General features: G+C 45.8%; 19 protein-coding genes. 9 read left to right on the top strand and 10 right to left on the bottom strand.

From position 1 onward, the window contains the following. Positions 1–42 precede the first annotated feature (42 nt). The 4 genes from QUA42_RS13795 to QUA42_RS13780 all read right to left on the bottom strand — a co-directional run bounded on the left by QUA42_RS13795 (position 43) and on the right by QUA42_RS13780 (position 2,904). Positions 43–342 carry a type II toxin-antitoxin system PemK/MazF family toxin gene (locus QUA42_RS13795; RefSeq protein ID WP_333137760.1) on the bottom strand — a complete coding sequence of 100 codons (300 nt, stop codon included), beginning with the start codon at positions 340–342 and terminating at the stop codon, positions 43–45. Between the two features lie 7 nt (positions 343–349). Beyond that, positions 350–553, bottom strand: coding sequence for a hypothetical protein (locus QUA42_RS13790; protein ID WP_333137759.1), 204 nt, complete (start codon positions 551–553; stop codon positions 350–352). Between the two features lie 118 nt (positions 554–671). Continuing rightward, the gene (locus QUA42_RS13785) at positions 672–1,565 is read right to left on the bottom strand and encodes a CNNM domain-containing protein (protein ID WP_333137758.1); all 894 of its coding nucleotides are present in this window, start codon (positions 1,563–1,565) and stop codon (positions 672–674) included. A gap of 253 nt (positions 1,566–1,818) precedes the next feature. Continuing rightward, positions 1,819–2,904 (bottom strand): hypothetical protein, encoded by a 1,086-nt coding sequence (locus QUA42_RS13780; protein ID WP_333137757.1) that lies wholly within the window; start codon positions 2,902–2,904, stop codon positions 1,819–1,821. Positions 2,905–3,018: 114 nt separating this feature from the next. On the opposite strand from QUA42_RS13780, the gene QUA42_RS13775 reads away from it, so the two are divergent. The 3 genes from QUA42_RS13775 (at position 3,019) to QUA42_RS13765 (ending at position 6,929) form a co-directional block, all read left to right on the top strand. Further along, complete coding sequence (locus tag QUA42_RS13775) at positions 3,019–3,936, top strand: YihY/virulence factor BrkB family protein (RefSeq protein WP_333137756.1); 918 nt, start codon at positions 3,019–3,021, stop codon at positions 3,934–3,936. 566 nt (positions 3,937–4,502) lie between these two features. Beyond that, positions 4,503–5,768, top strand: coding sequence for a glycosyltransferase (locus tag QUA42_RS13770; RefSeq protein ID WP_333137755.1), 1,266 nt, complete (start codon positions 4,503–4,505; stop codon positions 5,766–5,768). A 102-nt stretch (positions 5,769–5,870) separates the two neighbouring features. After that, complete coding sequence (locus QUA42_RS13765) at positions 5,871–6,929, top strand: glycoside hydrolase family 104 protein (protein ID WP_333137754.1); 1,059 nt, start codon at positions 5,871–5,873, stop codon at positions 6,927–6,929. Between the two features lie 116 nt (positions 6,930–7,045). On the opposite strand, the gene QUA42_RS13760 is transcribed toward QUA42_RS13765, so the two are convergent. The 3 genes from QUA42_RS13760 to QUA42_RS13750 all read right to left on the bottom strand — a co-directional run bounded on the left by QUA42_RS13760 (position 7,046) and on the right by QUA42_RS13750 (position 10,689). Beyond that, positions 7,046–7,762: a DevA family ABC transporter ATP-binding protein gene (locus QUA42_RS13760; protein ID WP_333137753.1), complete on the bottom strand. Its 717-nt coding sequence runs from the start codon at positions 7,760–7,762 to the stop codon at positions 7,046–7,048. Positions 7,763–8,012: 250 nt separating this feature from the next. Beyond that, the gene (gene devC, locus QUA42_RS13755; RefSeq protein WP_333137752.1) at positions 8,013–9,197 is read right to left on the bottom strand and encodes an ABC transporter permease DevC; all 1,185 of its coding nucleotides are present in this window, start codon (positions 9,195–9,197) and stop codon (positions 8,013–8,015) included. Between the two features lie 64 nt (positions 9,198–9,261). Then, positions 9,262–10,689 (bottom strand): HlyD family efflux transporter periplasmic adaptor subunit, encoded by a 1,428-nt coding sequence (locus QUA42_RS13750; protein WP_333137751.1) that lies wholly within the window; start codon positions 10,687–10,689, stop codon positions 9,262–9,264. Positions 10,690–10,803: 114 nt separating this feature from the next. Here QUA42_RS13750 and QUA42_RS13745 point away from each other — a divergent pair, with 114 nt between their 5' ends. Continuing rightward, entirely contained in the window at positions 10,804–11,412 is a 609-nt protein-coding gene (locus QUA42_RS13745; RefSeq protein WP_333137750.1) for a TetR/AcrR family transcriptional regulator, read from the top strand. Positions 11,413–11,498: 86 nt separating this feature from the next. Here QUA42_RS13745 and QUA42_RS13740 read toward each other — a convergent pair whose 3' ends face one another. Both QUA42_RS13740 and QUA42_RS13735 read right to left on the bottom strand, forming a co-directional pair. Next, entirely contained in the window at positions 11,499–12,563 is a 1,065-nt protein-coding gene (locus QUA42_RS13740; RefSeq protein ID WP_333137749.1) for a flagellar assembly protein H, read from the bottom strand. Positions 12,564–12,622: 59 nt separating this feature from the next. Continuing rightward, the gene (locus QUA42_RS13735; protein WP_333137748.1) at positions 12,623–14,134 is read right to left on the bottom strand and encodes a mechanosensitive ion channel domain-containing protein; all 1,512 of its coding nucleotides are present in this window, start codon (positions 14,132–14,134) and stop codon (positions 12,623–12,625) included. 985 nt (positions 14,135–15,119) lie between these two features. Here QUA42_RS13735 and QUA42_RS13730 point away from each other — a divergent pair. Together QUA42_RS13730 and QUA42_RS13725 are read left to right on the top strand one after the other, a co-directional pair. Beyond that, positions 15,120–20,723, top strand: coding sequence for a PAS domain S-box protein (locus QUA42_RS13730; protein ID WP_333137747.1), 5,604 nt, complete (start codon positions 15,120–15,122; stop codon positions 20,721–20,723). Between the two features lie 5 nt (positions 20,724–20,728). Beyond that, positions 20,729–22,057, top strand: coding sequence for a response regulator (locus QUA42_RS13725; protein WP_333137746.1), 1,329 nt, complete (start codon positions 20,729–20,731; stop codon positions 22,055–22,057). Between the two features lie 19 nt (positions 22,058–22,076). Here the strand turns inward: QUA42_RS13725 and hpsU are convergent, their stop codons facing one another. Next, positions 22,077–22,754 carry a hormogonium polysaccharide biosynthesis acetyltransferase HpsU gene (gene hpsU / locus QUA42_RS13720; RefSeq protein WP_333137745.1) on the bottom strand — a complete coding sequence of 226 codons (678 nt, stop codon included), beginning with the start codon at positions 22,752–22,754 and terminating at the stop codon, positions 22,077–22,079. Between the two features lie 55 nt (positions 22,755–22,809). Between hpsU and QUA42_RS13715 the strand changes: the two genes are divergently transcribed. The 3 genes from QUA42_RS13715 to QUA42_RS13710 form a co-directional block, all read left to right on the top strand. Continuing rightward, positions 22,810–23,607 carry a cation diffusion facilitator family transporter gene (locus QUA42_RS13715; RefSeq protein WP_333137744.1) on the top strand — a complete coding sequence of 266 codons (798 nt, stop codon included), beginning with the start codon at positions 22,810–22,812 and terminating at the stop codon, positions 23,605–23,607. Between the two features lie 366 nt (positions 23,608–23,973). Beyond that, positions 23,974–24,126 (top strand): sulfotransferase, encoded by a 153-nt coding sequence (locus tag QUA42_RS27765; protein WP_445301316.1) that lies wholly within the window; start codon positions 23,974–23,976, stop codon positions 24,124–24,126. A gap of 180 nt (positions 24,127–24,306) precedes the next feature. Then, positions 24,307–26,456, top strand: a 2,150-nt coding sequence (locus QUA42_RS13710; RefSeq protein WP_333137743.1) for a DUF4347 domain-containing protein, incomplete at its 3' end; no start/stop codon positions are given.

Below are 26,456 nucleotides of genomic sequence, written 5' to 3'. Positions count from 1 at the left end.
AATTTGTATCGAAAACACAAGATATTATAGTGTATGGCTGCACTAAAGCCCTAACCAACCTCGAAGAGATTGGTCAAGTCGCTCAGCATCAGAATCGGCTAATTTGCCAATCTTCATTGCAACCAAACTTTCATGCACTGTATACAAACCTCGCTTGACTGCTGTAGCCACATTTAACCCTGCTGTTGACCATTCAGCAAGTACGAACTCACCATCCAGTAAGGATGCAGTTTTGCTTGTCAATGGCACAATCGTAATGTCTTGAGATAGGTGCGGCGCACTCACAACAATTGATGGTCTTAGCTTGGAACTAGACAAGTCTGAAAAGGGATATCTAACCAAAATTATGTCATTTTAAGAGTAGCTGGGCATAGACATCATCCTCAGTATTATCCCAAACTGTATCTAGTGAGGTTTGACTGGCTTGAAGCCAAAACTCAGCTTCTTCATCAGGTAAAACTGTTACTAATACTTTTGCCCCTTCGGGTAATTCTGATAACTCCAGCAGTTCAATTTTCCCTTGTCTAACAGTAGCCCAAAGTGTTTTTAGCATATCCACCTCATAAACTGTGCTTTATGCAATTTGGAGATTTCTGGTAGGTTGTCGCACTGAGGGACTAATTACAACCTCACACACATAGATCGAGGCAGTATTTAAGCCGGATTTAGGCTCAATTTAACACAAGTTCTGGCTGCTGAGTCTCAAATAAAGGGCGAGTTACCTGACGCAGTAGCACTGTTTCTAAACTGCCTTCTACCACATTTTCTGCTTCTATTTCCAACTCGCCCCACAATAGCCGATCGCCTGGATTGGGCATTTTACCCAAATTGTGGATCACGAATCCGGCGATTGTTTGGTAAGCTTGGTTAGTCGGCAGATTTAAGCCGAGTTTTTCGTTAACTGCTGTCACTTCCCATACGCCAGAAATTAGTGCCGAATGAGCATCTTTTTGGACGAGAGTTGCCTCGGAAGGGGACACCAGCGGTTGAGACTCTTTACTGGTAATCCAACCAGTCAGCAGCCGCACGGTACCGTTGAGAATTGCTAGCAGCGGCCACAGTAATTTTGAGCAGAGTTCGAGGGCCGGCATCAGCAGCAAAGCGGTACGTTCTGGGGCATGGGTTGCTAATACTTTAGGGATTAGTTCTCCTAATACTATCTCGACGTAAGTTACTAAAATAAAAGCTGCGGGAACTGCGATCGAATGAGCAGTCAGCACGGCCGGCAAATGACCGATCGGCAATTTGTCGATCCACGGTTCGATCCAGTGTACAGTCGCTCCCTCACCCAACCAACCCAACAGCAAACTACCTGCTGTTGTGCCAGTTTGAGTCACAGACAGGTAATGCGGTATGGTGTTTTGAGCTTGGTGTACGAGTTCGGCGGTTTTAGCGGTTGGGCGATCGTCCAAGTGGGCAAGTTGGCGGATTTGATGGCGATCGGCTGATACTAATGCTAGTTCTGACGCTACAAAAAAGGCGATTAAAAGTGTTAAGCCCACCAACGTTGCTAACCTCAACATTGTTTGAGCGACTTCTATTTCTAGGCAAGTAAGGTTGTTCAAGATAGATATCTAATATGATAGAGGTTTTAGGTTATTTTTTTTATTTTAGCTTGGAATTCAGATAGGTTTATCCCCCGACATTTCGGATATCCCCACTTCCCTTATTCGTAGGTGCGCCGAGGAGGCGCACCTTACTCGTAGAACTTGTAAACTCTTTCTCTTCTCTTATCCTCCTTCGCCATAATAGGGCTAACGCGAGTTTGATCGGTTCGTTAAAAAAATCTAATTGACAACACCGGAACTCATTGCTGTATCAACTCTCCCTTACTCCCCGGAGCGAGTTAATTTCCGTAAAAGTCTGCACCGGATCGGACTTCAACCCGCCTTGAATGTAATTCAACTTCACTTCTTCCAACAAATCCGACAGCAGCGACTGCAATTCACCGAGAGTTTTTTCATCTTGCAATTCCCGCCGCAAACTTTGATTAAATTCTTGGCTGAAATTATCAAGAATCTTTCTACCTTTATCGTCTTCGTAAGTAGTAGATACCACATCCACAGCAGTTTGAGCCAAATAATTTGCTAGCTGTTCCGTCATCTCCGTCGGCAAAATGTTAATCGGAGAGAAAGTTTGCAGGATTTGATAAAAATCCGACTGTTTGATTGTTGTTTCCAAATTGTGGTGCAGCAATTCTTCCAAATCCGGTTGCACCTGTGGCAAAACTTTGTAAATTGTCAGATCCAAAATCCGCTTGGTAATTTGTTCGATCGTATTTTCCTGATTGACATGAAGGTACGGCTGCTGCGCCAGCAACATCTGCGCCGCGTCGCCCTGTTTGATCGAACTTTTAGCTTGATTGATAAACCGCACCATCATGTATTCCGACATCGTATGGGCTAAATAAGCCACCGGTTCGTACGTAACTTGAGCAACTACGCGATCGAGATTCACCCAACCCGACTTGTGCAGCCGCACCAATACCGGCAGAATCCGCCACCCCTGCCAAATCGGGATCACCAGAAACACCTCGTACCAGCGCCTCAGCACAAAATCAAACCAAGTTACCCCCGGTTTGCGGCGGGTGTGGAACAGACTTTTAATCAAAAATTCCGCCCCAAAAAAACCAATAAAAAACGTATCTATTCGCCAAAACTGGTCAGCACTTTTCAAATATTCGGGATTAGCTAAACTCGAATCAATGCCTTTAATCGGGTCATAAATTTTAACTAAACCCGGAAAATAGCTCTGATAAACAGGGCGCAACTGAACGTAACTGAAATGGAAAAGCACCAGCAAGAAATTGACCACCGCTACTAATGCGCTCATTTTGGCCCAAGAAATTGTTTTTTTGGACGATTTTACATCGGTGTTGTTAACAGTTGTGTGGGAATCTGACATAAAAGTAATATTCCGAATTTGCTAATCGATAAATCTATCTTGTGGCCGACGCTAAAAAAAACCTAAACTCTTAAAATCCCTGGGTGAACGCTAAGTATCAGGAAACCAAAAGCCGTGAAATTAAAAACAGTCATATCGCTGCTCAAACAAACTTTTACTGAATGGCAAGAAGATAAAGCGCCAACCTTAGCCGCCGCCCTAGCCTATTACACAGTCTTCTCCCTCGCCCCGCTGCTAATTATCGTAATTGCGATCGCCGGTTTAGTCTTTGGTGCAGAAGCAGCCCAAGGTCAAATCGTCGCCCAACTCCAAAGTTTAATCGGCAAAGAAGGCGCCCAAACCGTCCAAGAACTAATCCTCAAAGCCTCCGAACCAAAGTCGGGAATGATTGCTACTTTAATCGGCATCGCTACACTTTTGTGGGGTGCTTCCAACGTGTTTACTAATCTTAAAGAAGCCCTCAATACTATTTGGAATGTTTCACCGCCTCCCGGACGAGGAATCTGGGGATTTCTGCAAGACCGCGTATTGTCTTTTGCAATGATTTTAGGCATAGGCTTTCTACTGCTAGTATCTTTAGTAATTAGTGCCATTTTAGCCGCCGTCAGCTATTGGTTGAACGGCTTGCTGCAATTACCAATCAACATTTGGCAGATTGTGGACTTTGCTATCTCCTTTGGCGTAGTTACGCTGCTTTTTGCCTTAATTTACAAACTTTTGCCCGATGTCCATCTTGCCTGGAATGATGTTTGGATCGGCGCCGCCATCACCTCAGTGCTGTTTACGATCGGCAAATCCATAATTGGAGTTTACCTCGGAGGTAGCGGTATCGCCTCTACCTACGGTGCTGCGGGTTCGTTCGTGATTATCCTGCTTTGGATTAATTATTCCGCTCAAATTCTCTTCTTAGGTGCCGAGTTTACCCAAGTTTGGACTAACCGATACGGCTCCAGAATGCCAGGTTCGCGAAATAATATCCTCAACAGCGAAAACGGAGAATCCTCCGCACGCAAACCTCGGAAGAACTCTTAACATTAGACAAACGGGAAATTTGACGTTAAACTTGCACTCCGGGTTTGACAGAAGAAGCAAGAAGGAAGAGGGAAAAAGGCAGAAGGTGCAAGGCGGAACGAAAGAAAAATTTTGAATGCAATAACTTTGCTTTTTTTTTCGCTTGCCCTGTAACATTCGGTCTTTGGGACGACAGACTTCTGCTTTCTCGAAAGCCCGAGTTATTTATTCAGAGGGGTAAAATTCTACCTTCTGCTGACCTCGCATCTCTAGCAGCAAGCTGAAAGCAGGCTCGAGTTAGAGATAGCTAAAAGGTGCGAGTTTGACAGCGGTCAGAATACGGAAAATTCCCTTCACCCTCGTTCATTTATATTTTGATTATCTAGAGTTTGAGCTGCTGTACGTCTCTGTCAGCAGAAGGAAGTCGTCTGTGAATTTTTTCGTGGAACTTATCCCTGAAGGATGATTTATCGATCCCCCAGTTTCACTTTAATACAAATTAGCTAGAAGATTCCAGTCCCCGCGCAACAGCCAAAATTGCACTTTTAATCTTCTTAGAAATTATTTTTAATTTTTGGTAAACAATCATGGTTTCATTAAATAAAAAAAGCCTCGCTCTCATCTCAGTACACGGTGATCCCTCTGTGGAAATTGGCAAAGAAGAATCGGACGGGGAAAATGTTTACGTGCGTCAAGTAGGCGAAGCTCTGGCTACACAGGGGTGGCAAGTTGATATGTTCACCCGCTCATCCGATCGGCAACAAGCAAGGATTGTAGAGCACAGTCCCAATTGCCGGACAATTCGGCTAGTAGCCGGGCCACAAGAATTTATTCCCCGCGACGAACTATACGGATATTTACCAATCTTTGTTCAAGAATTTCAGAATTTTCAGTTAGAATCAGGCTTTCAATATCCCTTAGTTCACACGAATTACTGGCTGTCTTCTTGGGTGGGAATGGAGTTGAAAAAATCGCAACCTCTGCTGCAAGTTCACACTTACCATTCTTTGGCAGCAGTTAAATACAAGTCGGTTTCGACAATTCCGATGATTGCCAAAACCAGGCTGCAAGTCGAAAAAACTCTTTTGGAAACAGCCGATCGCGTAGTGGCTACCAGTCCCCAAGAAAAAGAACACATGAGGTCTCTGGTTTCCTTAAAAGGCAATATTGACATCATTCCCTGCGGTACCGACACTGAACGGTTCGGCTCGATCGCCCGATCGACCGCCCGCCGCCACTTGGGCATAGCCCCCGAAACCAAAGTCGTGTTGTACGTCGGCCGTTTTGACCCCCCCAAGGGCATCGAAACCTTAGTCCGCGCCGTCAGTCTTTCGGCAGTGCCCAAAGCCGATTTAAAACTCATTATTGGCGGCGGGTGGCGTGCGGGGGAAAGCGACGGCCTAGAGCGCGATCGTATCGGCAGCATCGTTGAAGAACTCGGGCTGAGCGACATTACCAGTTTTCCCGGCGCCTTGAGCAGAGACATTCTCCCCGGCTACTACGCCGCCGCCGATGTGTGCGTCGTTCCCAGCCACTACGAACCCTTCGGTTTAGTCGCCATTGAAGCGATGGCCTGCGGCACGCCCGTAATCGCCTCCGACGTAGGAGGGCTGAAATATACTGTAGTGCCGCAACAAACAGGTTTGCTCGCCCCGCCGAAAAATGAAGCAGCCTTTGCCGAGGCGATCGATCGCTTGTTACTTGACTCACTATGGCGCCAGCAACTCGGACACACAGCCCGCCAGCGCGTCGAAACCTATTTCAGTTGGGACGGTATCGCCTCCCAACTCAGTCAACTTTACACTCAACTGCTCGAACAATCGGCCCTTGAGCTTGACCCCGTGAGCGCTTAGTAGTATCACTTAGTATAGTTGAAGCCAGTTTCCCTTGATCCCTGTTTCACTCATCCGTTCTAACTGGGAACCTTCAACTATAAGTGATATCAGGAGGTACTCTTGTACGCGCCAGAACATCTGGGAAGCCATCTGCAACCCATTTCAGACATCGAGCTAATTCGGCTGTGGGTGGAACGCAAATCCCCCCGCAGCAAGCGCTTTAGCTGGCAGGCGGCCAACCGTTTTCGGCTGTTTGTAGAAAAACCGCTGGCAGAAGTGACTCTGACTGATGTCGAGACTTTCGCTGCAACAATGAGATCTCGGAAACTTGCACCCGGTTTCTACAAGCAAACCTTGCTAGCGCTGAAATCGCTGTTCGCCTTCGGCCAGCAAACGGGAATCTTGCCTGCAGCCCTCCCTCTGCACGGGTGGCCTGTGCGGCAGCGCAGGCAACTGTCCAAACGCCTCCGTTTTAAACTTTCGTGGACTTTATTAATCTGTTTGTGCTTTTTCTTAGGTCGAATGACGCCGAGACTGCTGTGGGCACAATCGGTCTCGCCAGAAAGCTCGCCCGCCCCGAAACGCCTGCAGGAAGTTGCGGCGATCGAGCCACCAGACCCCAGACAGGATAAAATGGAGCGCGATCGATCACCCGAAACTGCAACCCTGAATTCACCAGAGCCCATACAGGATAACAGACTCGATAGCATCGGCCCGGAACGTCGAGTCAAAGCCTTTCTCGACACCATAGCCGCCGCCGAAGGCACCGCTAGCCCCGACGGCTACCGCACCCAGTACACCGGCACCAAATTTGTCAGCTTTCAAGATCATCCCAGAGAAATGAGGTGCGGCCGCCGCTATGGCAAAAAGCTGTGTTCCGACGCTGCAGGGCGGTATCAGTTTCTCAGCACCACTTGGGACAGATTCGCCAAAAAATTTAGCGTCCGCGATTTCAGCCCAGAAAATCAAGATTTGATGGCTATAGAGTTAATCCGAGAAAAAGGTGCATTAGAAGATATAGAAGCGGGTCGATTAGAGTCAGCAGTGAGAAAACTCGCTTACATCTGGCCTTCTTTTCGCCGTTATGGCGGTTCTGTGGAATCCTCGATGCCCAAACTCGAAGCAATGTACCTGCAAAATTTGGGGATTTACCGCCAAGGATTGATTGTTCGCAATTAGTCAACAGTCCTATGATGAGTTGAGATTCGAGTTTGGCAATTTTGGATTAAAATTTGATATCCAAAATTGAGAATGGGGGAGTTATGGGTGATGTCTATTCTTCGGAAATTTAAAAATTAGGCTAATTTTCCATCTTCCATGTGAACGATGCGATCGGCAATATCCAAAATTCGGTTATCGTGGGTTACTAACAAAATAGTACAACCCTGTTCTTTGGCAAGTTGCTGCATCAAATTCACCACTTCGCGACCGGATTTGCTGTCCAGCGCGGCTGTCGGTTCGTCAGCTAGAACAATTTGCGGTTGACTGACCAAAGCGCGGGCGATCGCAACTCTTTGTTTCTGTCCTCCCGACAAATCATCTGGATAATAGTTAATCCGCTGTTCGAGTCCTACTAACTCTAGCATTTTTGCAGAGCGATCGCGCATTTGAGAACGCGACAAATTGCCGTGAACTTCCAAACCCATCTGCACGTTTTGCAGCGCCGTCAAACTGCGGTGCAAGTTGTGCGCCTGAAAAATATAGCCAATTTTGCGTCGCGCCTTTACCAATTGGTCTGAACTCGCTTTGCACATTTCTTGACCGAGAATTTTGAGACTTCCCGATTGACCGGATCTCAATCCGCCAATCAAAGTTAAAAGCGTAGTTTTTCCAGAACCGGAAGGCCCCGTCATCAGCACGATTTCACCTGCTTTAATTTCGAGATTAATGTCAAAAAGTACCTGTTTTCGCAGTTGACCTTGACCGAAGTAGTGGTCTAGTTGGTGCGCAGAAACTACAGGTGCAGGAATCTGTAATGCGTTGGCTGTTGGGTTGAGAGTAGTAGAATTCATATGTTATTGGTTTGAGGTTAGAGATTTAATTAAGAGACAAGGTTGCCTAAATCTTTGATTGAGAGGGAAACCGCAGATGAACGCAGATGAACGCAGATGGATTTCAAGATTGTTGGCAATTTTAGCAATTCAAGTCTAATAAACCCCTTTCGTCGTCGCATAGAACGCACAGGAAAAAGAAGAGAAGGATTACAAAAAGTATGTTTTTAGTCAGAAATTGAGTCCTTTATCTTCTCTGATTCATTTTCCATTAAAACATATCTGCTGGATCGGCTGCTTGCAGTTTGCGAGTGGCAATAGCTCCCGAAATAGTACACATAATCACGTTCAAAAGTAATACTATAACTGCTCTAAGCAGCGTCATATAAAGGGGTAAATTTGTAGCTTTGCGAGTTAAAGAGTAGAGTCCGAAAGAGACTCCTACTCCGGGCAAAAAACCAAGGAGGGAAAGAATTAGAGCTTCTTCAAAAACGATGCCGAGTAAATAAACATTGCGGTAGCCCATCGCTTTGAAAGTAGCGTATTCTCCCATGTGGTCGCTGACATCGGTTGAGAGAACTTGATAAACAATAATCACCCCAACGACAAAACCCATCGCGACGCCTAAATTAAATACAAAGCCGATCGCAGTATTCTTAGCCCAATAGTTTTTCTCAAAATCGATAAATTCTTGTTTGGTTAATACCTTGACATCCGCCGGCAAGTATGCTTTCAAAACTTGTTGAACTTCCACGGGGTCAGCACCCGGTTGCAGTTGAATTAATCCGGCATTAACACTCGCGGCGTTTTGTCTCGCAAACAGGCGCAGGTAATTTTGATCGCTAGTCATCAAAATACCGTCGGCGGCAAAAGATGCCCCAACTGTGAATAAACCGCTGACGTTAATCGTGCGTCGCTCGACCTCAGCTTTAACGGCTTTTCCTCGATCGATTTGCGCGATCGTTGCTTGGTAATCTCCCCTAGAAGCTCGATCGAACAAGACGGTATCCGGCAATTTAATCGCGCTCAAATTTTGGTTAACTTCTGGAAGCGCAAACGCGGGGTGATTCGGATTGAAACCGACCACCATCAGCGACGTTTCGCGCCGAGTTTCGGGATTTTTCCAGTTAGCAATTTTTACGTAAAGCGGCTCGGCTGATTTCACGCCCGGTACGTTCATTGCTTGATACAATCTGCGCCTGGGGAAGGAGGACAAATTAATCAAATTTCGCGCTTGGGGGTGAATCAAAACTAAGTCTGTTTGCAAGGCTTGATGCAGCCGCGTATTGCTGGTGTAAAGCGCATTTTGAAAGCCTAACTGCATGAACATCAAAACGTCAGCAAAGGCAATTCCTGCTACTGCAACGGCCATTCTGCCTTTGTCGTGACTCAGTTGCAGCCATCCGAGGGAAGTTCTGCGTCTTAACTGTTGTAAGGGTTTTATGAGTCCAATCATAGGATTTTAGATTTTAGATTTTGGATTTTGGATTGAAGAAAGCGACTCTGCGGTTTAAGTCTTCTTAATCTTTAATTTCCCCGATCGCCACTTTGACTTGCAAATTGGTTAATCCCGCTACTTTCGGGCTGGAAGCTGCATCCAAACGCACTTTTACTTCCACAATTCGACTATCAATATTCGCAGAAGGATCGGTGTTAACAATGTTTTGCCGCTGCACTTGCAAACCAATATATTCGACAGTTCCCCGCAATTCGCCTGTCAAAGCATCGCTGGTAATTTTGGCGGTTTGTCCGAGGCGTACTTTGTCCACATCGCTTTCGTAGATTTCCGCAACAGCCAGCATCTCGCGAGTTTGTCCGATTTCTACAATGCCGTCGTTTCCTACCCTTTCTCCCGGATGCGTGTGAATTTTCAGGACTTGGGCGTCTCTGGGAGCACGGATGTAAGCTAGATCCAGATTGGCTTTGGCTTGTTTGGCTGCTGAAGCGGCGGAACTGACTTCGGCGGTGGCTGCTGCTATGTCAACGGGACGCACTTCGGCGATGCGATCGAGATTTGCCACGGCTTCATTAATCTGCTGTTGTCGAGATTCCTGAATTTGGCTGAGTTTGGCTTGGGCTTCGTTAATCTGTTGTTGGCGCGATAGTTGAATTTGATTTAATTTGGCTTCGGCTTCGTTAATCTGCTGTTGGCGCGATTGCTGAATTTGATTCAGTTTTGCCTTTCCTTCGTTGAGTTGCTGTTGAGTTGTTTCGGCGGCCAGGCTTTTGCTGTCGCTAGTTGAGGCGGAAATTGCTCCCTGTTCATAGAGTTGAGAGTACCGCCGATCCTCGCTTTGAGCGTTGCGGAGTTCGGCTTGTAGGCGGGCAATTGCGGCTTTTTGAGTTTGAATTTCCCCTTGCTGTTCGGCCCTTATGCGGGCAATTGTGGCTTGTTGCGCTGCTATTTCGGTGCTGCGATCGACTTCTAGGCGGCTGACGATCGCCTGTTGCGCTGCGATTTCGTTGCTGCGATCGGCTGATAAACGGTTAATAGTCGCTTTTTGGGCTTGGATTTCGCCGTTTTTGGCTCCAGCTTTCACTTTTGCTAGGTTTGCCTCGGCGACGCGCACTTGTTCTTGAGCTTGGTCGAGAGCGGCTTGCAGGCGATCGCGACTGTCCAAAATTGCGATCGCCTGACCTGTTTTCACCATGTCTCCCTCTTTTACCAAGAGTTGATCGATTCGGTTTCCTTCCGTCGCACCGGAGGCGGAGACTTTAATTACTTCTCCTCTGGGTTCGAGTCGTCCCAAGGCTGTAACTGTCGTTAATTGGGATGCTGTGACGGCGGCTGCTGCTGCTACTGCGTTGGGATCGGGTATGCGCGATCGCCAGATCGTGTAGCCTGTGGTTCCTCCTGCCGCCAGGGTTGCTAGTGCTGCCACAACTAGGAGTTGTTTAACTAGGGATGGATTTGAGGATAAGCTGTCTGCTGTTGGTTGGTGTACCATGACATACCTCTTTTTGAAAAATAAAACTAAACCGTTTAGTTCTGATATATCTTTATACTAAACCGTTCAGTATAATAATGTCAAGATCCTAAATAAAAATTACAGAAGCAAGGTATGGCAAGGACAAAATCGATCGAACCAGACGCAGCAGGAGGTGACAAAACCGAGCAAATCCTGCAAGGTGCGATGCAAGAATTTTTAGCCCACGGCTACGCAGGTACGAGTATGGACAAGGTAGCGAAGACGGGGGGAGTTTCCAAAGCCACGGTTTACAGCTATTTTGCAGATAAAGAAGGATTATTCGTGGCCTTGGTACAGCGGCTGGCGCGAGAAAAAGTCCATTTTACAGTTCTGGATGAAGAACCGGCGGTAGCGCTGCGATTCGTTGCCACAACTCTATTAGAGCAGGTGACGCAGGAACCTGAATTCCTCAATTTTGTGAGGTTAGTGATTGCGGAGTCGGGGCGTTTTCCCCAGCTAGCGCAGACTTTTGTGAAAAACTTAGCGAAACCGGGAATTGAGCGGCTTACTCAATATTTCGCATCGCATCCAGAGTTAAAATTGCCCGATCCGGAGGCAACGGCGCGGATTTTTATTGGATCGCTGGTATATTTCCAGTTAACGCAGCACATGATGCACGGCAAAGATATTATCCCAATGGAGCGCGATCGACTGATCGAGGGTCTGCTGCACTTGATTTTATCCGCCCAGTCCAATTCCTAAGTGCGATCGACAGAATTTAGGAATTTTATGTGAGAACGATCGCAGCCATAAAGAGCGAGATCCCTCTATGGCTGCGATCGCAGGTTTTAGTCAGGTGTTTTTCCTAACCTGTCCCTCAATTCCTCAGCCGATAACTGCGGCATTTGTTCTACAAACAATGTCAATTCTGCCACAGGCAATGCCAATAAATTAGTAACGGCCGTAGGCAGAAGATCGCCCAATTCAGGCGATCGTATTTTCAACGCACTTTCAGCTAACAATTTAACCGCTGCTTCCTGCCCACTTTCATCAACGGTCAGCATCGAGATTGCCAGCAACAAAACTGTAAATTCCGCCGCCGCCAACTTGGATATTGGAGATAGAAAAACAGTCATTTTTGGACTTAATTCTCCAAATCTAACTCGCAGAAAGTTTTCTAAAATTAAGCGCTTTTGTTCTTGTCTGCCTCGTTCTAGTCCTTCTTCTAGTCCTTCTTCTCTAGCTTGTTGTTGTGCAGCTTGTATTTGTTGTTGAAAAAGTGGTGCAATGGCCATAATTAACTCCCGCTCTTCTGGCTCTAATCCTTGTGGCGCATCGGTTACTAAATTTGACTGTAACCGATACAGCAATTCTAGCGCGATAATCCGCAACGGATCGTCGGCAGCTAAAGCGCTTAATTGGGAAATAGCCCTGTGCTGCACTCCCCCTTTGCCCAAAATCCTCAACCACAGGGTGTCTGGAGTTTCTGGCAACTGGTGAATCGCCACAATTGCAGTTCGCAAAGATTCACCCAAAAAATAGATTCCCTGCATCCAATTCCCTGTGTCTGGTATCGCATTAAAGCTATCGAGCAATCCTTTCGATGCTGTGGGCATCAAAATCCACAGTTTGGGTAACTGAGTATCATCATAGCGAGTATTTTCTCTCCTAAATTTTCGCTCCAATTCACCTCGCACGTCCAATAACTTGCCCAGACAGCTACAAATTTCGCTGACGTTTGCCGGATTGCGGAACGGTTCAAAAATTGCAGTTGTCTTTGCCATTTTTCCCAACAACCCCAGGGTTTTTGAGTATTCGGTAATTGCGGTGTTGGGAGTGAAATAAATATCGATTTCTGGGACTTCGTAAGTCACATCGCCGCCGATATTAACCGTTCCGAGCGGCGACAGCAATTCCTCCAGCTATTCTTTGGCAAAGAGATCGTGAATGAATCGCGTCATAATAAATTATTTCAATCACTAAATAGATTTTTTAACCTTTTTCTCACCCATTCTACAGGATTTTCATCTTCTTCTGCTGCATCTACTAATTCCATTTCTCGCAATAATTGCTGTCTCTCGCGGAGTTCTTCTTTGTGTTTGACTATTTCTTTAATAATCTGTTCAGATAAATCCGGTCGTTCTGTTAAAACTTTTTGGAAGCCTTCTTTATTGATAGCAAACAAAATTGTTTCTTCCAAAGCTCTCACTGAAGCCGTTCTGGGGATTCCCAACATCAAAGAAAGTTCCCCGAAGAACTGACCAGTACCGAGGTTATTCAGATGTTTGTTAATAGCTTCTACAAAAACTTCTACTGAACCTGAAAGAATCATGTAAAAAGCATCTCCGGGGTCGTTTTCGTGAAACAAATATTCTTGCGATCGCAGCCGTTTGCGGTATCCAACTTCAATCAATTGCCGCACTTCAAGATCAGTCAGATTTTCAAAGTATTCCACCTCTCGCAGCAAACAGCTAAGGGACGATGGCTTTTGCAGTTTTTCTGCAAACAGTGGCTGTTTTTGCTCGTTTTCAGGGTAACTGTTCGGGATGTCAATTGCAGTTTCTTTTTTGTTTAAGATTGATAACAGAACTTCGGGGTTTTGCAAATAAATTTCTCTGTCATTGAACGGAAATTCGATTTTTTGCTGGCGAAAATTGTACTCAATTGCAAAATTCAAAGAACTTTTAATTACTTCTCTTTCAGTCGGCCTGTCCGTCCAAACTAAAAGTTCAAATTTAAAACTATCATCACCAAACTCGACAAACAATACTTTCGGATTCGGTTCGTATAAAACTCCCGCTTCCGCGTAAGCAATATTTAACAGAGTTTCTGTCACTAACAGCGGGTTACTATTCTCCGCTACTTCTATGGGAACTCGCAGACAGAGTAGCGAGTTTTCGTAACTCCAATTAACAATTTTGTTGCTAATCATTTTGCTGTTGGGAACTATGACGCTGGAGTCCTCAGTGGTTTGGAGGATGGTCGATCGAATCGAGATTTTTTTGACGATTCCCATTAATCCTTCTAATTCCACAAAGTCTCCGACTTTCACCGGTCTGTCTAAAAGCAGCGTTAAGCCACTGACAAAATTAGTTGTTAAATCCTGGATTCCGAAGCCAATTCCGACTCCCAATCCCCCCGCAACTACTGCAAAAGAAGCGAGGTTGAAGCCGATGCTTTGGATGGCGAGTATCACGCCCAAAGCTACTATTAAATACCCAATAATTACTGCGATGGCTTCCCTGTTTCCCTCGTCAATTCCCAGTCTGACTAGCAAGCGTTCCTTAAGAAAGTTGGTAAAAGATCGTGCTATGACAAGGATCGCCATAAACAAGACTATTAGTTCCACCAGTGACTGCAAGGATACAGGATTTTCACCTATTTTAAATAGGGTAGCGGTAAATATTTGCGAAATTTGTGTTAATATTTCTTCGGGTATTGTATTCAATTTAAATTCTGGAAATAAGGTTTTTTGTGTGATCATTTTTAATGGTAGTAGTAAGAAATAAAGTTTTCATGGTCCAATGTAAAAATAAAAGACTGAGATTGTTATCATAAATTTTAACCTGTTTTTAGGGTGAAAAAAGTTAAGTCGTTACATAGATATGTGTTTCCTCATACTACGCAGTTCTCCCTATTGCCAATTTTTCAGATACCTGGTCTTCGCAGGCCGGCGGTTAGTGTGCCACTTTTTCGCGATCCGAGAGCCGACTCATCTATTGTTAAAGTAATCACTCTAGTCACTTTAGTCAACATTAACTCGATTCGATTTTATCATACTCTCCACTATTTTTTTTTTGAAGTCCCGTTATCAACTTAAGCAGGGATTATTCAATGACTCTTTAAGTGGACAAGTCAAATATCCAAGTATTACAATGACTTTAACTGGTGGGAGAGATATTGCTATTACTCTGCCAGTTGCGTCCGTCTTGTGTATATTTAAGTAAAAATTTAACCGTTCTAGCTAAAATTGATAACGTTCCAAGAATACTTGGCCTTCTACCGACATGGGGGATTAACTATAACTTAATTGCATTTGTCAATCCGTAATTTTACTGAAAATACTGCTTGTTTAGGAGTGGAAAGTTGGCGATTTGGGGGTAGGTGGGCATAAATATGGCGCGAGACATGATTCCTAGATCGCCGAAATCTAAGTTCTCCACCCACAATCTAAGTAAATACTGAGCATAATTACTGATAGACAAATGCTTTCCTAGGTTAAGCTGTCACCAATGTTCTACCGATAGGATTGATTAGCAATAGAATTGATGAGAAATAGAAATACTTGGCGATACATCCGAATAATTAAGGGAAATAGTGTCGCAAGGGATACATATATCGCAGATTGAAAGCCTAATAGTGGCGCTACTGAACGTTTTCTTCAGTACCCAAATTGGAAGCAACGAAAACCTTGCGATCGCACAATTGGACAGAAGTTATAGAATAAAAGCTGAAATGCACGAGCAAACATGAGCAAATTCCCACCAGAGAAAACCCAACCGCCACAGCAAGAGAGCACAACAGCACAGGCATTGCGACAGGCTCACTTCGACGCTTTTTTTGCAGGTGCTAACGCCGGGATGCTGATTTTTGACCGCCAACTTCGGTACGTCCAAGTCAACGAAGTTTTAGCCCAGACCAATGGCGTTTGTGTGGCAGACCATATTGGTAGGTCAGTGCGTGAAGTGCTGCCAGAATTGGCTCCGACTGTGGAACCAATGCTGCAAGGCATTCTGGATACGGGCAAGCCCATTCTCGACTATGAATTAGTAGGTGAAACGCCGAAAGAACCGGGCATCCTGCGCTACTGGCAAGCATCTTACTATCCTTTGTTGGATGAAAATGGCCTGGTTTTTGGTCTGGGTGGGATTGTAATTGAAATTACCGATCGCAAGCGGGCAGAAAAAGAGCAAGCACGACTGACGGCAATTTTGGAAGCAACTTCCGACTTCGTAGGGATTGCGGATGCAACAGGGCATAACGTCTACCTCAACAAAGCCGGACAGAAAATGATGGGGGTACCTCCAGAGGAGGCACGCTCTCCGTTTAGTGTAGATTTTGTATTAGCTCCCTCGGCAACGACCAAATTCCACAATGAAGTCTTTCCAACCGCTTTAAGAGAGGGTAGCTGGGCTGGTGAAACCGTGTTTTTGTCACGCGATGGGCAAGAAATTCCAGTTTCTCAAGTTTTAATCGTCCACAAAACGGAAACAGGCGAAGTCGAGTTTGTTTCCACTATTGCACGGGACATTAGCGATCGCAAAAAAGCAGAGGAAGAACGGCAATTGCTCGCTACAACGATCGAGAACAGTCGTGACTTTATTGGCGTTGCCTCAATGGATGGTCGCCCGATGCTACTGAATCAGGCTGGTCTGGATTTGGTTGGACTCAGTAGTTTGGACGAAGCCAGAACTAAACACATTACCGACTTCTTCATGCCAGAAGATTTGGACTTTGTACAGCAGCGTGTTCTACCTACTCTAATGCAAGAGGGAAGTTGGCGGAGTGATTTCCGCTTCAGAAATTTCGTGACAGGTGAACCCATCCTGGTAGATTACACCCTATTTCTGGTCAACCATCCAGAGACTAATGAACCCGTAGGGATTGCCACTATTACCCGGGATATTCGCGATCGCAAAACCGCAGAAGATGTCCTCAAACAAAGTGAAGAACGATTTCGTTCTTTAATCGAAGCCAGCGCTCAAATTATTTGGATCTGCAATGCCGACGGCGAAATGGCGATCGAGCAACCTACTTGGAGTGCATTTACAGGACAGACATTTGATGATTACAAGGGAAGGGGTGGGAGCAACGCTATCCATCCAGACGATCGCTCGTCTATTACAACTGCCTGGTTAACTGCTGTTGCCAATCGATCATTCTATGAATCTGAATTCCGTATGCGTCGCTATGACGGGGAATATCGCTACATGAGTTGTCGTGGTGTACCAATTCTGAACGCGGATGGTTCAATTCGGGAATGGGTTGGGGCTAATACAGATATTACCGATCGCAAACAAGCTGAAGAAGCTCTACGCGAACAGCAAACTGTGTTGCGCGAGCGCAACGTCTTGCTGAGCTCTATTTTGGAAAGTACGCCAGACATAATAGTTGTTAAAGACCGGGAAGGCCGATATGTTGCCCTTAATTCTTTTGTGGCAAACTCCTTCTTTGACGGTAAACCCATAGAGGAGATTGTTGGTAAAGATGATTCGGAACTGATGCCCCCGGAGGCCGCCGTTCCAATAATGGCAAAAGACCGCGAGATTATGGAAGCAGGCACTACTGAAACCTACGAAGAAGAAATTTCTAATGGTGAGAGCAGCAATTATTTTTTAACCACAAAAGCCGCTTGGCGGGATGGTCAAGGCAATATTCTCGGTATTATCGCCATAGCACGAAACATTAACGATCGCAAACAAGCTGAAGCCCAGATGCGCGATCGTAATGCACTGCTAAACTCTATTTTGGAAAGTACACCCGACTTCATTGTCGTTAAAGATCGGGAAGGGCGTCATGTTGCCCTTAACTCCAATTTGGCAAACTTCATGGGCAAGCCAATTGAGGAAATCATCGGCAAAGATGATTTGGAATTACTGCCGCCTGAGAGTGCCTGTGCAATTATGGCTAAAGATCGTCAAGTCATGGCAACAGGCATCACTGAGACTTACGAGGAAGATGTCTCTGACGGTGAAAAAACCGCGACTTTTTTCACTACAAAAGCTCCTTGGCGGGATGGTCATGGCAATATCCTGGGTATCATCGCGACCACACGAGATATTAGCGAGCGCAAACAAGTCGAGCAAAAACTCCGTCAAACCCTAGAAATACTGGACTTAGCCAGCAATAGTATCATTATTAGGGATATGGATGACCGGATCATCTACTGGAACCAAGGTGCAGAAAAGCTCTATGGTTGGACAAAAGCGGAAGTAGTAGGGCAGCACATTCACACATTCTTGGAAACCCTCTTCCCTAAACCGTTAGAAACCGTAATGGCAGAGTTTTTCCAGCAGGGAAGTTGGGAAGGAGAAGTGCAGCACACCACCCGTGACGGTCGGCATATTATTGTGGCAAGTCGCTGGACATTACAGCGCGACGCGGAAGGCAAGCCTTGTGCCCAACTCGAAATTAATAATGACATTAGCGATCGCAAACAAGCCGAAGATGCTATCAAACAAAGCGAAGGACGCTATCGTTCGCTAATCGCTGCTACGTCCCAACTTGTCTGGACAGCGGATGCTGAAGGAAGATGCGTGGATCAGCCGGGTTGGAGAGCTTACACCGGACAAACCCAAGCTGAAATGGCTGATGGTTTTGGCTGGTTAGATGCAATTCACCCGGACGATCGCGAACGAACGACTCAGGTGTGGATGGAAGCAGTGCAAACGAAAACCCTGTATGACGTACAATATCGAATCCGGGGAGCGGATGGAAACTATCGTTATTTTCAACTAAGAGGGGTACCAATTCTGGATGAAGATGGCAACCTCCAGGAGTGGATTGGCACTTGTAGCGATATCCACGATCGCAAACAAGCGGAAGATGCTCTCAAACAAAGCGAAGGACGGTATCGTTCGCTAATCGCTGCCACGTCCCAAATGGTCTGGATAACGGATGCAGAAGGAAGATGCCAGGATACACCGACTTTCAGAGCTTACACTGGACAAACCGTAGACGAAGTGGTTGGTTTTGGCTGGTTAGATGCAATTCACCCGGACGATCGCGAACGAACGAGTCAGTTGTGGATGGAAGCAGTGCAAACGAAAAGCCTGTATGACATAGAATATCGAATCCGGGGAGCGGATGGAAACTATCGTTATTTTCAAGCTAGAGCGGTGCCAATTCTGAATGAAGAGGGCCACATCCAGGAGTGGATTGGCACTTCCAGCGATATCCACGATCGCAAACAAGCCGAAGATGCGATCAAACAAAGCGAAGAACGCTATCGTTCGCTAATCGCTGCCACGTCCCAAATGGTCTGGATATCGGATGCTGAAGGAAGATGCCCGGATCTACCGAGTTGGAGAGCTTACACCGGACAAACTGTAGACGAAGTGGTTGGTTTGGGCTGGTTGGATGCAATCCACCTGGACGATCGCGAACGAACGAGTCAGTTGTGGATGGAAGCAGTGCAAAGGAAAAGCCTGTATGACATGGAATATCGCATCCGAGGAGCGGATGGAAACTATCGTTATTTTCAAGCTAGAGGGGTACCCATTCTGGATGAAGATGGCAGCATCCGGGAGTGGGTTGGCGCTTCCAGCGATATCCACGATCGCAAACAAGCCGAAGATGCGATCAAACAAAGCGAAGAACGCTATCGTTCCCTAATCCTTGCCATCTCCCAAATTGTCTGGACAACGGATGCTGAAGGAAGATGCCAGGATTCACCGAGTATGAGAGCTTACACCGGACAAACGGAAGCTGAGGGGGTTGGTTTTGGCTGGTTAGATACAATCCACCCGGACGATCGTGAACGAACAGTTCAGGTGTGGATGGAAGCAGTGCAAACGAGAAGCCTGTTTGAGATGGAATATCGAATGCGCGGAACGGATGGAAATTATCGTTATTTCCAAGCTAGAGGGGTGCCACTTCTGGAGGAAGATGGCAGCCTCCGGGAGTGGGTTGGCACTTGTATCGATATCCACGATCGCAAACAAGCAGAATTCGTAATGGCAAAAGCCAGGGAAGCTGCAGAAGCAGCTAGTCGGGCCAAAAGTGAATTCCTTGCTAACATGAGCCACGAGTTGCGGACTCCCCTTAATGGCATCATGGGCTACGCACAGATTCTTCAGCGTTCCAAAGTCTTGAATGAAGAAGAGCGATCGCGCATTGATGTCATTTATCAGTGCGGTTCCCATTTACTAACGTTAATCAATGATATTCTCGATTTGTCGAAGATTGAAGCACAGAAAGTGGAACTAATGCCCACCGATTTTCATTTCCCGGCGTTCCTGCAAGGTGTAGCAGAAATGTGTCGCATCCGAGCTGAAATTAAGGGAATTCACTTTCTTTTTCCTTCAAGCCCCGAACTGCCGATCGGTATTCGTGCGGATGAAAAACGCTTGCGACAAGTGTTAATTAATCTTTTAAGCAACGCTATTAAATTTACGGATGAGGGCAGTGTCACTTTTATCGTCAGTTTTGCAACAGAAGGAAAAATTCGCTTTGAAATACGCGATACAGGTACCGGCATTGCACAGGATCAACTCCAAGCTATCTTTCAGCCCTTCGAGCAGGTAGGCGATCGCAGGCGGCAGACGGAAGGTACAGGATTGGGACTGGCAATTAGCAAAAGGATTGTAGAACTAATGGGCAGTACCATTCAGGTTCAAAGTGAGATGAATGTTGGCAGTATTTTCTGGTTTGATGTCCATCTATCTCAAGCCGATGAATGGGTGAAAACATCTCAAATCGACCATCGCGGGCAGATTATCGGCATCAAAGACCGCCAACCTAAGATTGTGGTTATTGATGACAAATGGGCTAACCGTTCGGTAATTAGCAATTTACTCAGTCCGATCGGCTTTGAGGTGTTTGAAGCGAACGATGGGCAGGAAGGCTGGGAAAAAATTATAGAGGTGCAGCCCGATTTAATTGTTACCGACTTATTAATGCCCGAACTAGATGGCTTCGAGGTAATTAAGCGGGTTCGAGAATCGGAAAATTTCAAAGACATCATCATTATTGTGTCTTCTGCCAGCGTATTTGAAACCGATCAATACAGAAGTTTAGAAGCAGGAGGCAACACTTTTATTCCCAAACCTATTCAGGCAACAGAGCTCCTGCAAAAATTACAACAGTATCTTGATTTGGAATGGGTTTATGAAGCTAATGAAGAGCCACAGGCGAGCTCCTCAGACACCGATGAGCTAATTGCCCCGCCTGCTACACAAATGGAAATGCTATACGAACTGGCTATGAAAGGAAATTTCCTAGAAATAGTTAAGCAGGCGCTATTACTTGAAGAAATAGATCCCCAATATATTCCATTTGCTAAAAGATTGCATCAGATGGCAAAGGACTTTCAAGACGAAGAGATTTTAACGTTTATTCAGTCCTACAAGTAAGGTTTATGAATTCAGAAATTCAAGCAAATGGTACAATTCTTATAGTTGATGACAATTCAGCCAACTTGGGTGTCTTATCTGATGCCTTAAGTCAGGAAGGATTTGAAGTTCGGGTCGCGAAATCTGGCAAAATGGCACTAGAGCGAGTCAAATATGCTCTCCCCGATCTAATCTTGCTAGATGTCATGATGCCAGAAATTGATGGATTTGAAACCTGTCGTCGATTACAGGCTAATCCAGAAACTAAACAGATTCCCGTTATATTTATGACGGCTCTCTCGGATACGGCTAATAAAGTTGAGGGGTTTAAGCTTGGGGCTGTAGATTATATTACCAAACCTTTCCAACAGGAGGAAGTATTAGCTCGCGTCAAGCTGCATTTAAAGCTTCATGTTTTAACTGACAAGTTAGAAGAAAAAAATACATTATTGGAGCAAAAAGTTTTAGAGGTTAGCCAAGCCTATGAAGATTTACAACAAATGCAACTTAAGTTAATCCAAAGCGAGAAAATGTCCGGCTTAGGGCAAATGGCGGCTGGGATTGCTCATGAAATAAACAACCCTATAAATTTCATTTCTGGGAATCTGGGTTATGCCCAAGAGTACGCTCATAACTTACTAAAAATAATACATCTCTATCAAGAAGATTATGTAAATCCCACCCCTCGGATTCAAGCAGCAATGGATGAAATAGAACTGGAATTTGTGGAGGAAGATTTTATCAAAGTTCTTAACTCTATAAACTTAGGAACGCAGCGCATCCAGGAGATTGTTAAGTCTATGCGAATCTTTTCTCGCCTAGATGAGGCAGAGGTGAAAGCTGTAAATATTCATGAAGGAATTGATAGTACACTCACCATCCTGCATCATCGTTTAAAAGCAAAACCAGAGCATCCTGAGATTGAACTAATAAAAAAGTACGGTCAGCTTCCAGCAGTAGAATGTCATGCCGGACAATTAAATCAAGTGTTCATGAATATTCTTTCCAATGCCATTGATGCTTTAGAGGAATCGAATCAGCACCGTTCCTTTGCAGAAATTAAACAACACCAGAACCGCATTCAAATTGCTACAAAAGTAATTGACGAGAATTGGGTTGCTATTTATATTAGTGACAATGGTCGGGGAGTTTGCGAAAGTTTACAAGCGAAACTATTTGACCCTTTTTTTACCACCAAACCTATCGGTAAAGGAACTGGGTTGGGGCTATCTATCAGTTACCAAATTATCGTTGAAAAGCATGGGGGCAGATTATACTGCCAGCCTGGATTAGGAAAGGGAATAGAATTCGTCATTGAAATTCCTATTCGGCAGCAAGCTTGTAAAGCTGCTTAGTTTCCTGGTGTAATATCTCTTACAAACTTTGGTTAATTTCTCGCTGACAGCGGGGACGACAAGGTGTTCCTGTGCAAATAAAGCCTGCAGGCATATTTTTAAAGACGCTGCTGCGAGCTCCAATTAACGCATTTGCACCGATTTCGACACCTGGGCCAATGAAGCAGTCGGCGGCAATCCAAACGCCGTTATTAATGATTACAGGTGCTGTGATTAAGCTAAAGGCTGGGTCTTGAGGGTCATGAGTGCCGGTGCAGAGGTAGCTTTTTTGAGAAATGACGCAGTGTTTGCCGATCGCAATTCGATCGAGACTGTACAATACAACATCATCTCCGATCCAACTGTAGTCTCCGATGGCAATTTTCCAAGGATAGGTAAAACGAGCCGTGGGGCGAATGATCACACCCCGACCTATTTTCGCTCCAAATAACCGCAGCAACCCCCTTCTGATGCGATTAAAAGGGTGTGGAGTGAGGGGAAATGCGATCGCCTGGACGAACCACCAAACCAAAATTACCCAACTAGGCTTTCCTCGATCAAACTTTGATTGATCGTAGCGGCGCAAATCGACTAAAGATTCGCCTGTCAAAGTATTGGCGTGATTGTCGCTAATTTGGCGATCGTTTATTTCAGGATTTGGGGAATTTGCAATCGGATTTTCCGGATCTTGGTTCGGATTTGGTATATAATCGGTCATTGATAGTTAATTTAATGTTTAATTTAAAATCGAGTTTAACCTTAAGGACTGCTGCATGACATTTCTAGTTAGGGACAATTTTGACTCGGAAAACGCCAAGGATATCGCACAATGCGAGAATACAAATCCCAGAATTGGCAAAGTGCGACTTTTACAAACAGCATTGGTACTGCTTAGCAGCTTTTTTGTAGCAGAGTTAATCGCCGCACTTAATTCTCATAGTTTGTCCCTATTAGCAGATGCAGGTCACGTTTTTTCAGATGTAGCAGCTTTAGCAATAACTTTGACAGCGACTTGGTACTCCTCAGTCAAACGCAAAAGTAAATCCGTAGATTGTACGATCGCACAATCGCCAATCCCTGAACGAGGAGAAATCATTGCTGCTTTAATTAATAGTATCAGTTTAGTGGCGATCGCCCTTTGGATAGCCGCAGAGTCGATCGCCCGTTTGCAGTCCCCAACACCCGAAGTAGAAGGGCTGCCGATGTTAATTACCGCCATAGTCGGTTTAAGCATCAACTCGATTAATGCTTGTTGCTTGCATTCCTGCTGTCACGGCGACTTGAATCTCAAAAGCGCGTTTCTGCACGCCGTGGCCGACATATTTTCGTCGGTTGGAGTAATTTTAGCGGCGATCGCGGTAGCGTGGCTACACTGGAATTGGGCTGACGGCTTAATTAGCTTGCTGGTATCAGCATCAATTATTTTATTAACCCTACCCTTGCTAATAGAAAGCATCCAATTGCTGCGAGGAAAAGTATCAGCAATATCCGCAATTCAACAAGGTTGCGATTGCGAAAAAGTGAGCGCAGAAAAATTGCTTTTTCCATCCCTCGAAGAACTCATCAAATAACATCTCTTCATCTGCGTATATCCGCGTATATCTCCTGATATCGGGGGTTAAAATACCTAAGTAATTAACCCAGCGATATCTAGATTGTAAAGATATCGTAAACCTTATTATCTACTCATCACAAAGACAAAGATCCGACTTTTCCGACTTTACGATCCGACTTTTCCGACTTTACAGAGGCAGGGGTCCGAAGCAATGATTAGAGATAGGGAAAGCCAACCCACGATGTCTAGATTGTAAAGATATCGTAAACCTGGATGTTGTGTTGCGAAAGGTTAAATAAAAATATGCTATAAAAAATATGCCTTTAGGGGGATACATTAAAGTTGCATCTAAGTTACTCCCCTTCATTTCCACGCGAGGCCAGTGAAAGCCTACTTCATATCAGGACTACCCCGCTCAGGCTCTACTTTACTGGCTGCACTACTACGACAAAACCCCCGGTTTTACAGCGCTATGACTTCCCCTATTGGGGATGCCAGTCGATCGAATGCTGGAAACCGTGAGCGAAGACAATGAGTTTTCCGTGTTCATTTCCCCTGAAAAAGGGGAACGGGCTAACAATTTTACCGCCCGATTGATTTGAGCAATACGACTAATAAATTATTCAGTCCTCATAGCGAGGACTTAAGCGAGGCGCGGGTTTCAACCCCTGCCCTACTTGAATGTAAACAATAGATATAAAGAATTTCAGCAATTATGAACGTACCAACCATGAACAAGCAAATTATTTTCGTTGACTCCTCTGTACAAGATTATCAAAACCTGATTCAAGGCATCGATCCCGCTCAAATTGTGATTTTCAATGAAAATTCCAGCGCGATCGACCAAATTACTAACGCCTTGACCGATAAAAAAGATATTGAAGCAGTTCATATAGTTTCTCACGGCAGCGAAGGCAGTTTAAAACTCGGTGCTGACGTACTCAATGAGAATAACCTAGAAACTTTCAGCAATCAGCTAAAACAGTGGGGAAATGCCCTGACAGCAAATGGCGATATCCTACTTTATGGCTGCGACGTAGCAGCCGGAGAAGTTGGAGAAAACTTCGTAAAGCGCCTCAGTGAAATAACAGGGGCAGATGTGGCAGCATCTACCGACAAGACGGGGAATGCAGCACTAGGGGGCGACTGGGAATTGGAAAAAACCACCGGTTCAATTGAAGCCGGACTTGCCTTGTCCAGCGAAGCGATCGCAAATTATGCCGGTGTTTTAGCCCCACCCGTACAATTTGACCTCACATCAGTATTTGATAGCGATGTCATTATCAACTACACGGGAGGAGTCACAGACACGACACAGAGCGGACTGGATTCCTCGGGGGGAACCCTAATAACTCAGTCCTTTGCCACATTTAAAGCCGGTGCTAATGGGAACGGTTTACCCGACAACGGCTTTTTCGCCACGAATGCTTACCATCCCGACGTTCAGCTAGGCTACAACAACACCAATAACGGCAACAACGCCAAAGTCCTCACAGCTAACGGCACATCCTTTAACTTTGCAGTTACGCCCAATCAGTATTCAGAAATCCACCTGTTGGCCACCAGTTCCAATGGCGACGCTGGGATGCAGGTGACATTTAACTATAGCGATGGCACTACTGGGACAGCCACAGCCACAGTTCCCGACTGGTTTAACGAAATTACCACTGAATCATTTTCCAGTTACTATCTGATCGACGGAAGGGATAGGAGCTTTGATAAAACTGGAACAAGTTATCATGATGCCAACGATGTTGCCCTATTTGGGTTTGGGTTCAATCCTAACCCAGCCAAAACGCTTCAAAGCATTACCGTCACTAAAACGACGGGTTCGTTAACTACTAATTATCTGGGAGTTTTGGGAGCCACAGGTGTTTTAGAGACCACACCGCCGACAGCCGCCAGTTTCACCCCCGCAGACAACGCCACCAGTGTGGCAGTTGCTGCTGATTTAGTTGTCACCTTGAGTGAAGCCGTACAGAAAGGCACTGGCAATATTGTCATCAAGAAAGTCTCAGATAACTCAGTGGTGGAAACTATAAATGTTACCTCCACAAATGTCACCGTTACTGGTAGTACCGTCACCATTAACCCAGTGGCAGATTTAGCGCAAGGTACTGGTTACTACGTTGAAATTGCTGCCGGTGCGATTCAAGACTTAGCTGGTAATAATTATGCCGGCACTACAGGCGCAACAGCCTGGAACTTCACCACCGCTGACACCACACCGCCCACCGTCAGCCTGACTTCGGCCGCCGCCGCCACCGTCACCGCAGCGTTTCCCGTCACCGCCACCTTCAGTGAAAGCACAACCAACTTTATCGCCAGTGATATCACCGTCACCAACGGCACCGTCAGCGGCTTTAGTGGCACCGGCACCACCTACAACTTCACCGTCACTCCCACCGGCCAAGGAACTGTCACGGTTAACGTCCCTACTGGGGTCGCCACCGATGCGGCTGGAAATAACAACACCGCCGCCACCGCCTTAACCCGTACCTTTGATAGTATTGCTCCCACCGTCAGCCTGACTTCGGCCGCCGCCGCCACCGTCACCGCAGCGTTTCCCGTCACCGCCACCTTCAGTGAAAGCACAACCAACTTTATCGCCAGTGATATCACCGTCACCAACGGCACCGTCAGCGGCTTTAGTGGCACCGGCACCACCTACAACTTCACCGTCACTCCCACAGGGAGTGGGACAGTTACAGTTAACATCCCCGCCAATATAGCTACGGATGCCGCCGGCAACAACAATACAGCGGCCACTGCTTTGACGCGCACGGCCGATACCACAGCCCCCACCGCTGCCAGTTTCACCCCCGCAGACAACGCCACCAGTGTGGCAGTTGCTGCTGATTTAGT

The sequence above is a fragment of the Microcoleus sp. Pol11C2 genome, assembly GCF_036701505.1.
Lineage (GTDB): Bacteria > Cyanobacteriota > Cyanobacteriia > Cyanobacteriales > Microcoleaceae > Microcoleus.
Note: the sequence above shows the minus strand (reverse complement) of the source record. Positions and strands in the feature narration are given on the sequence as shown.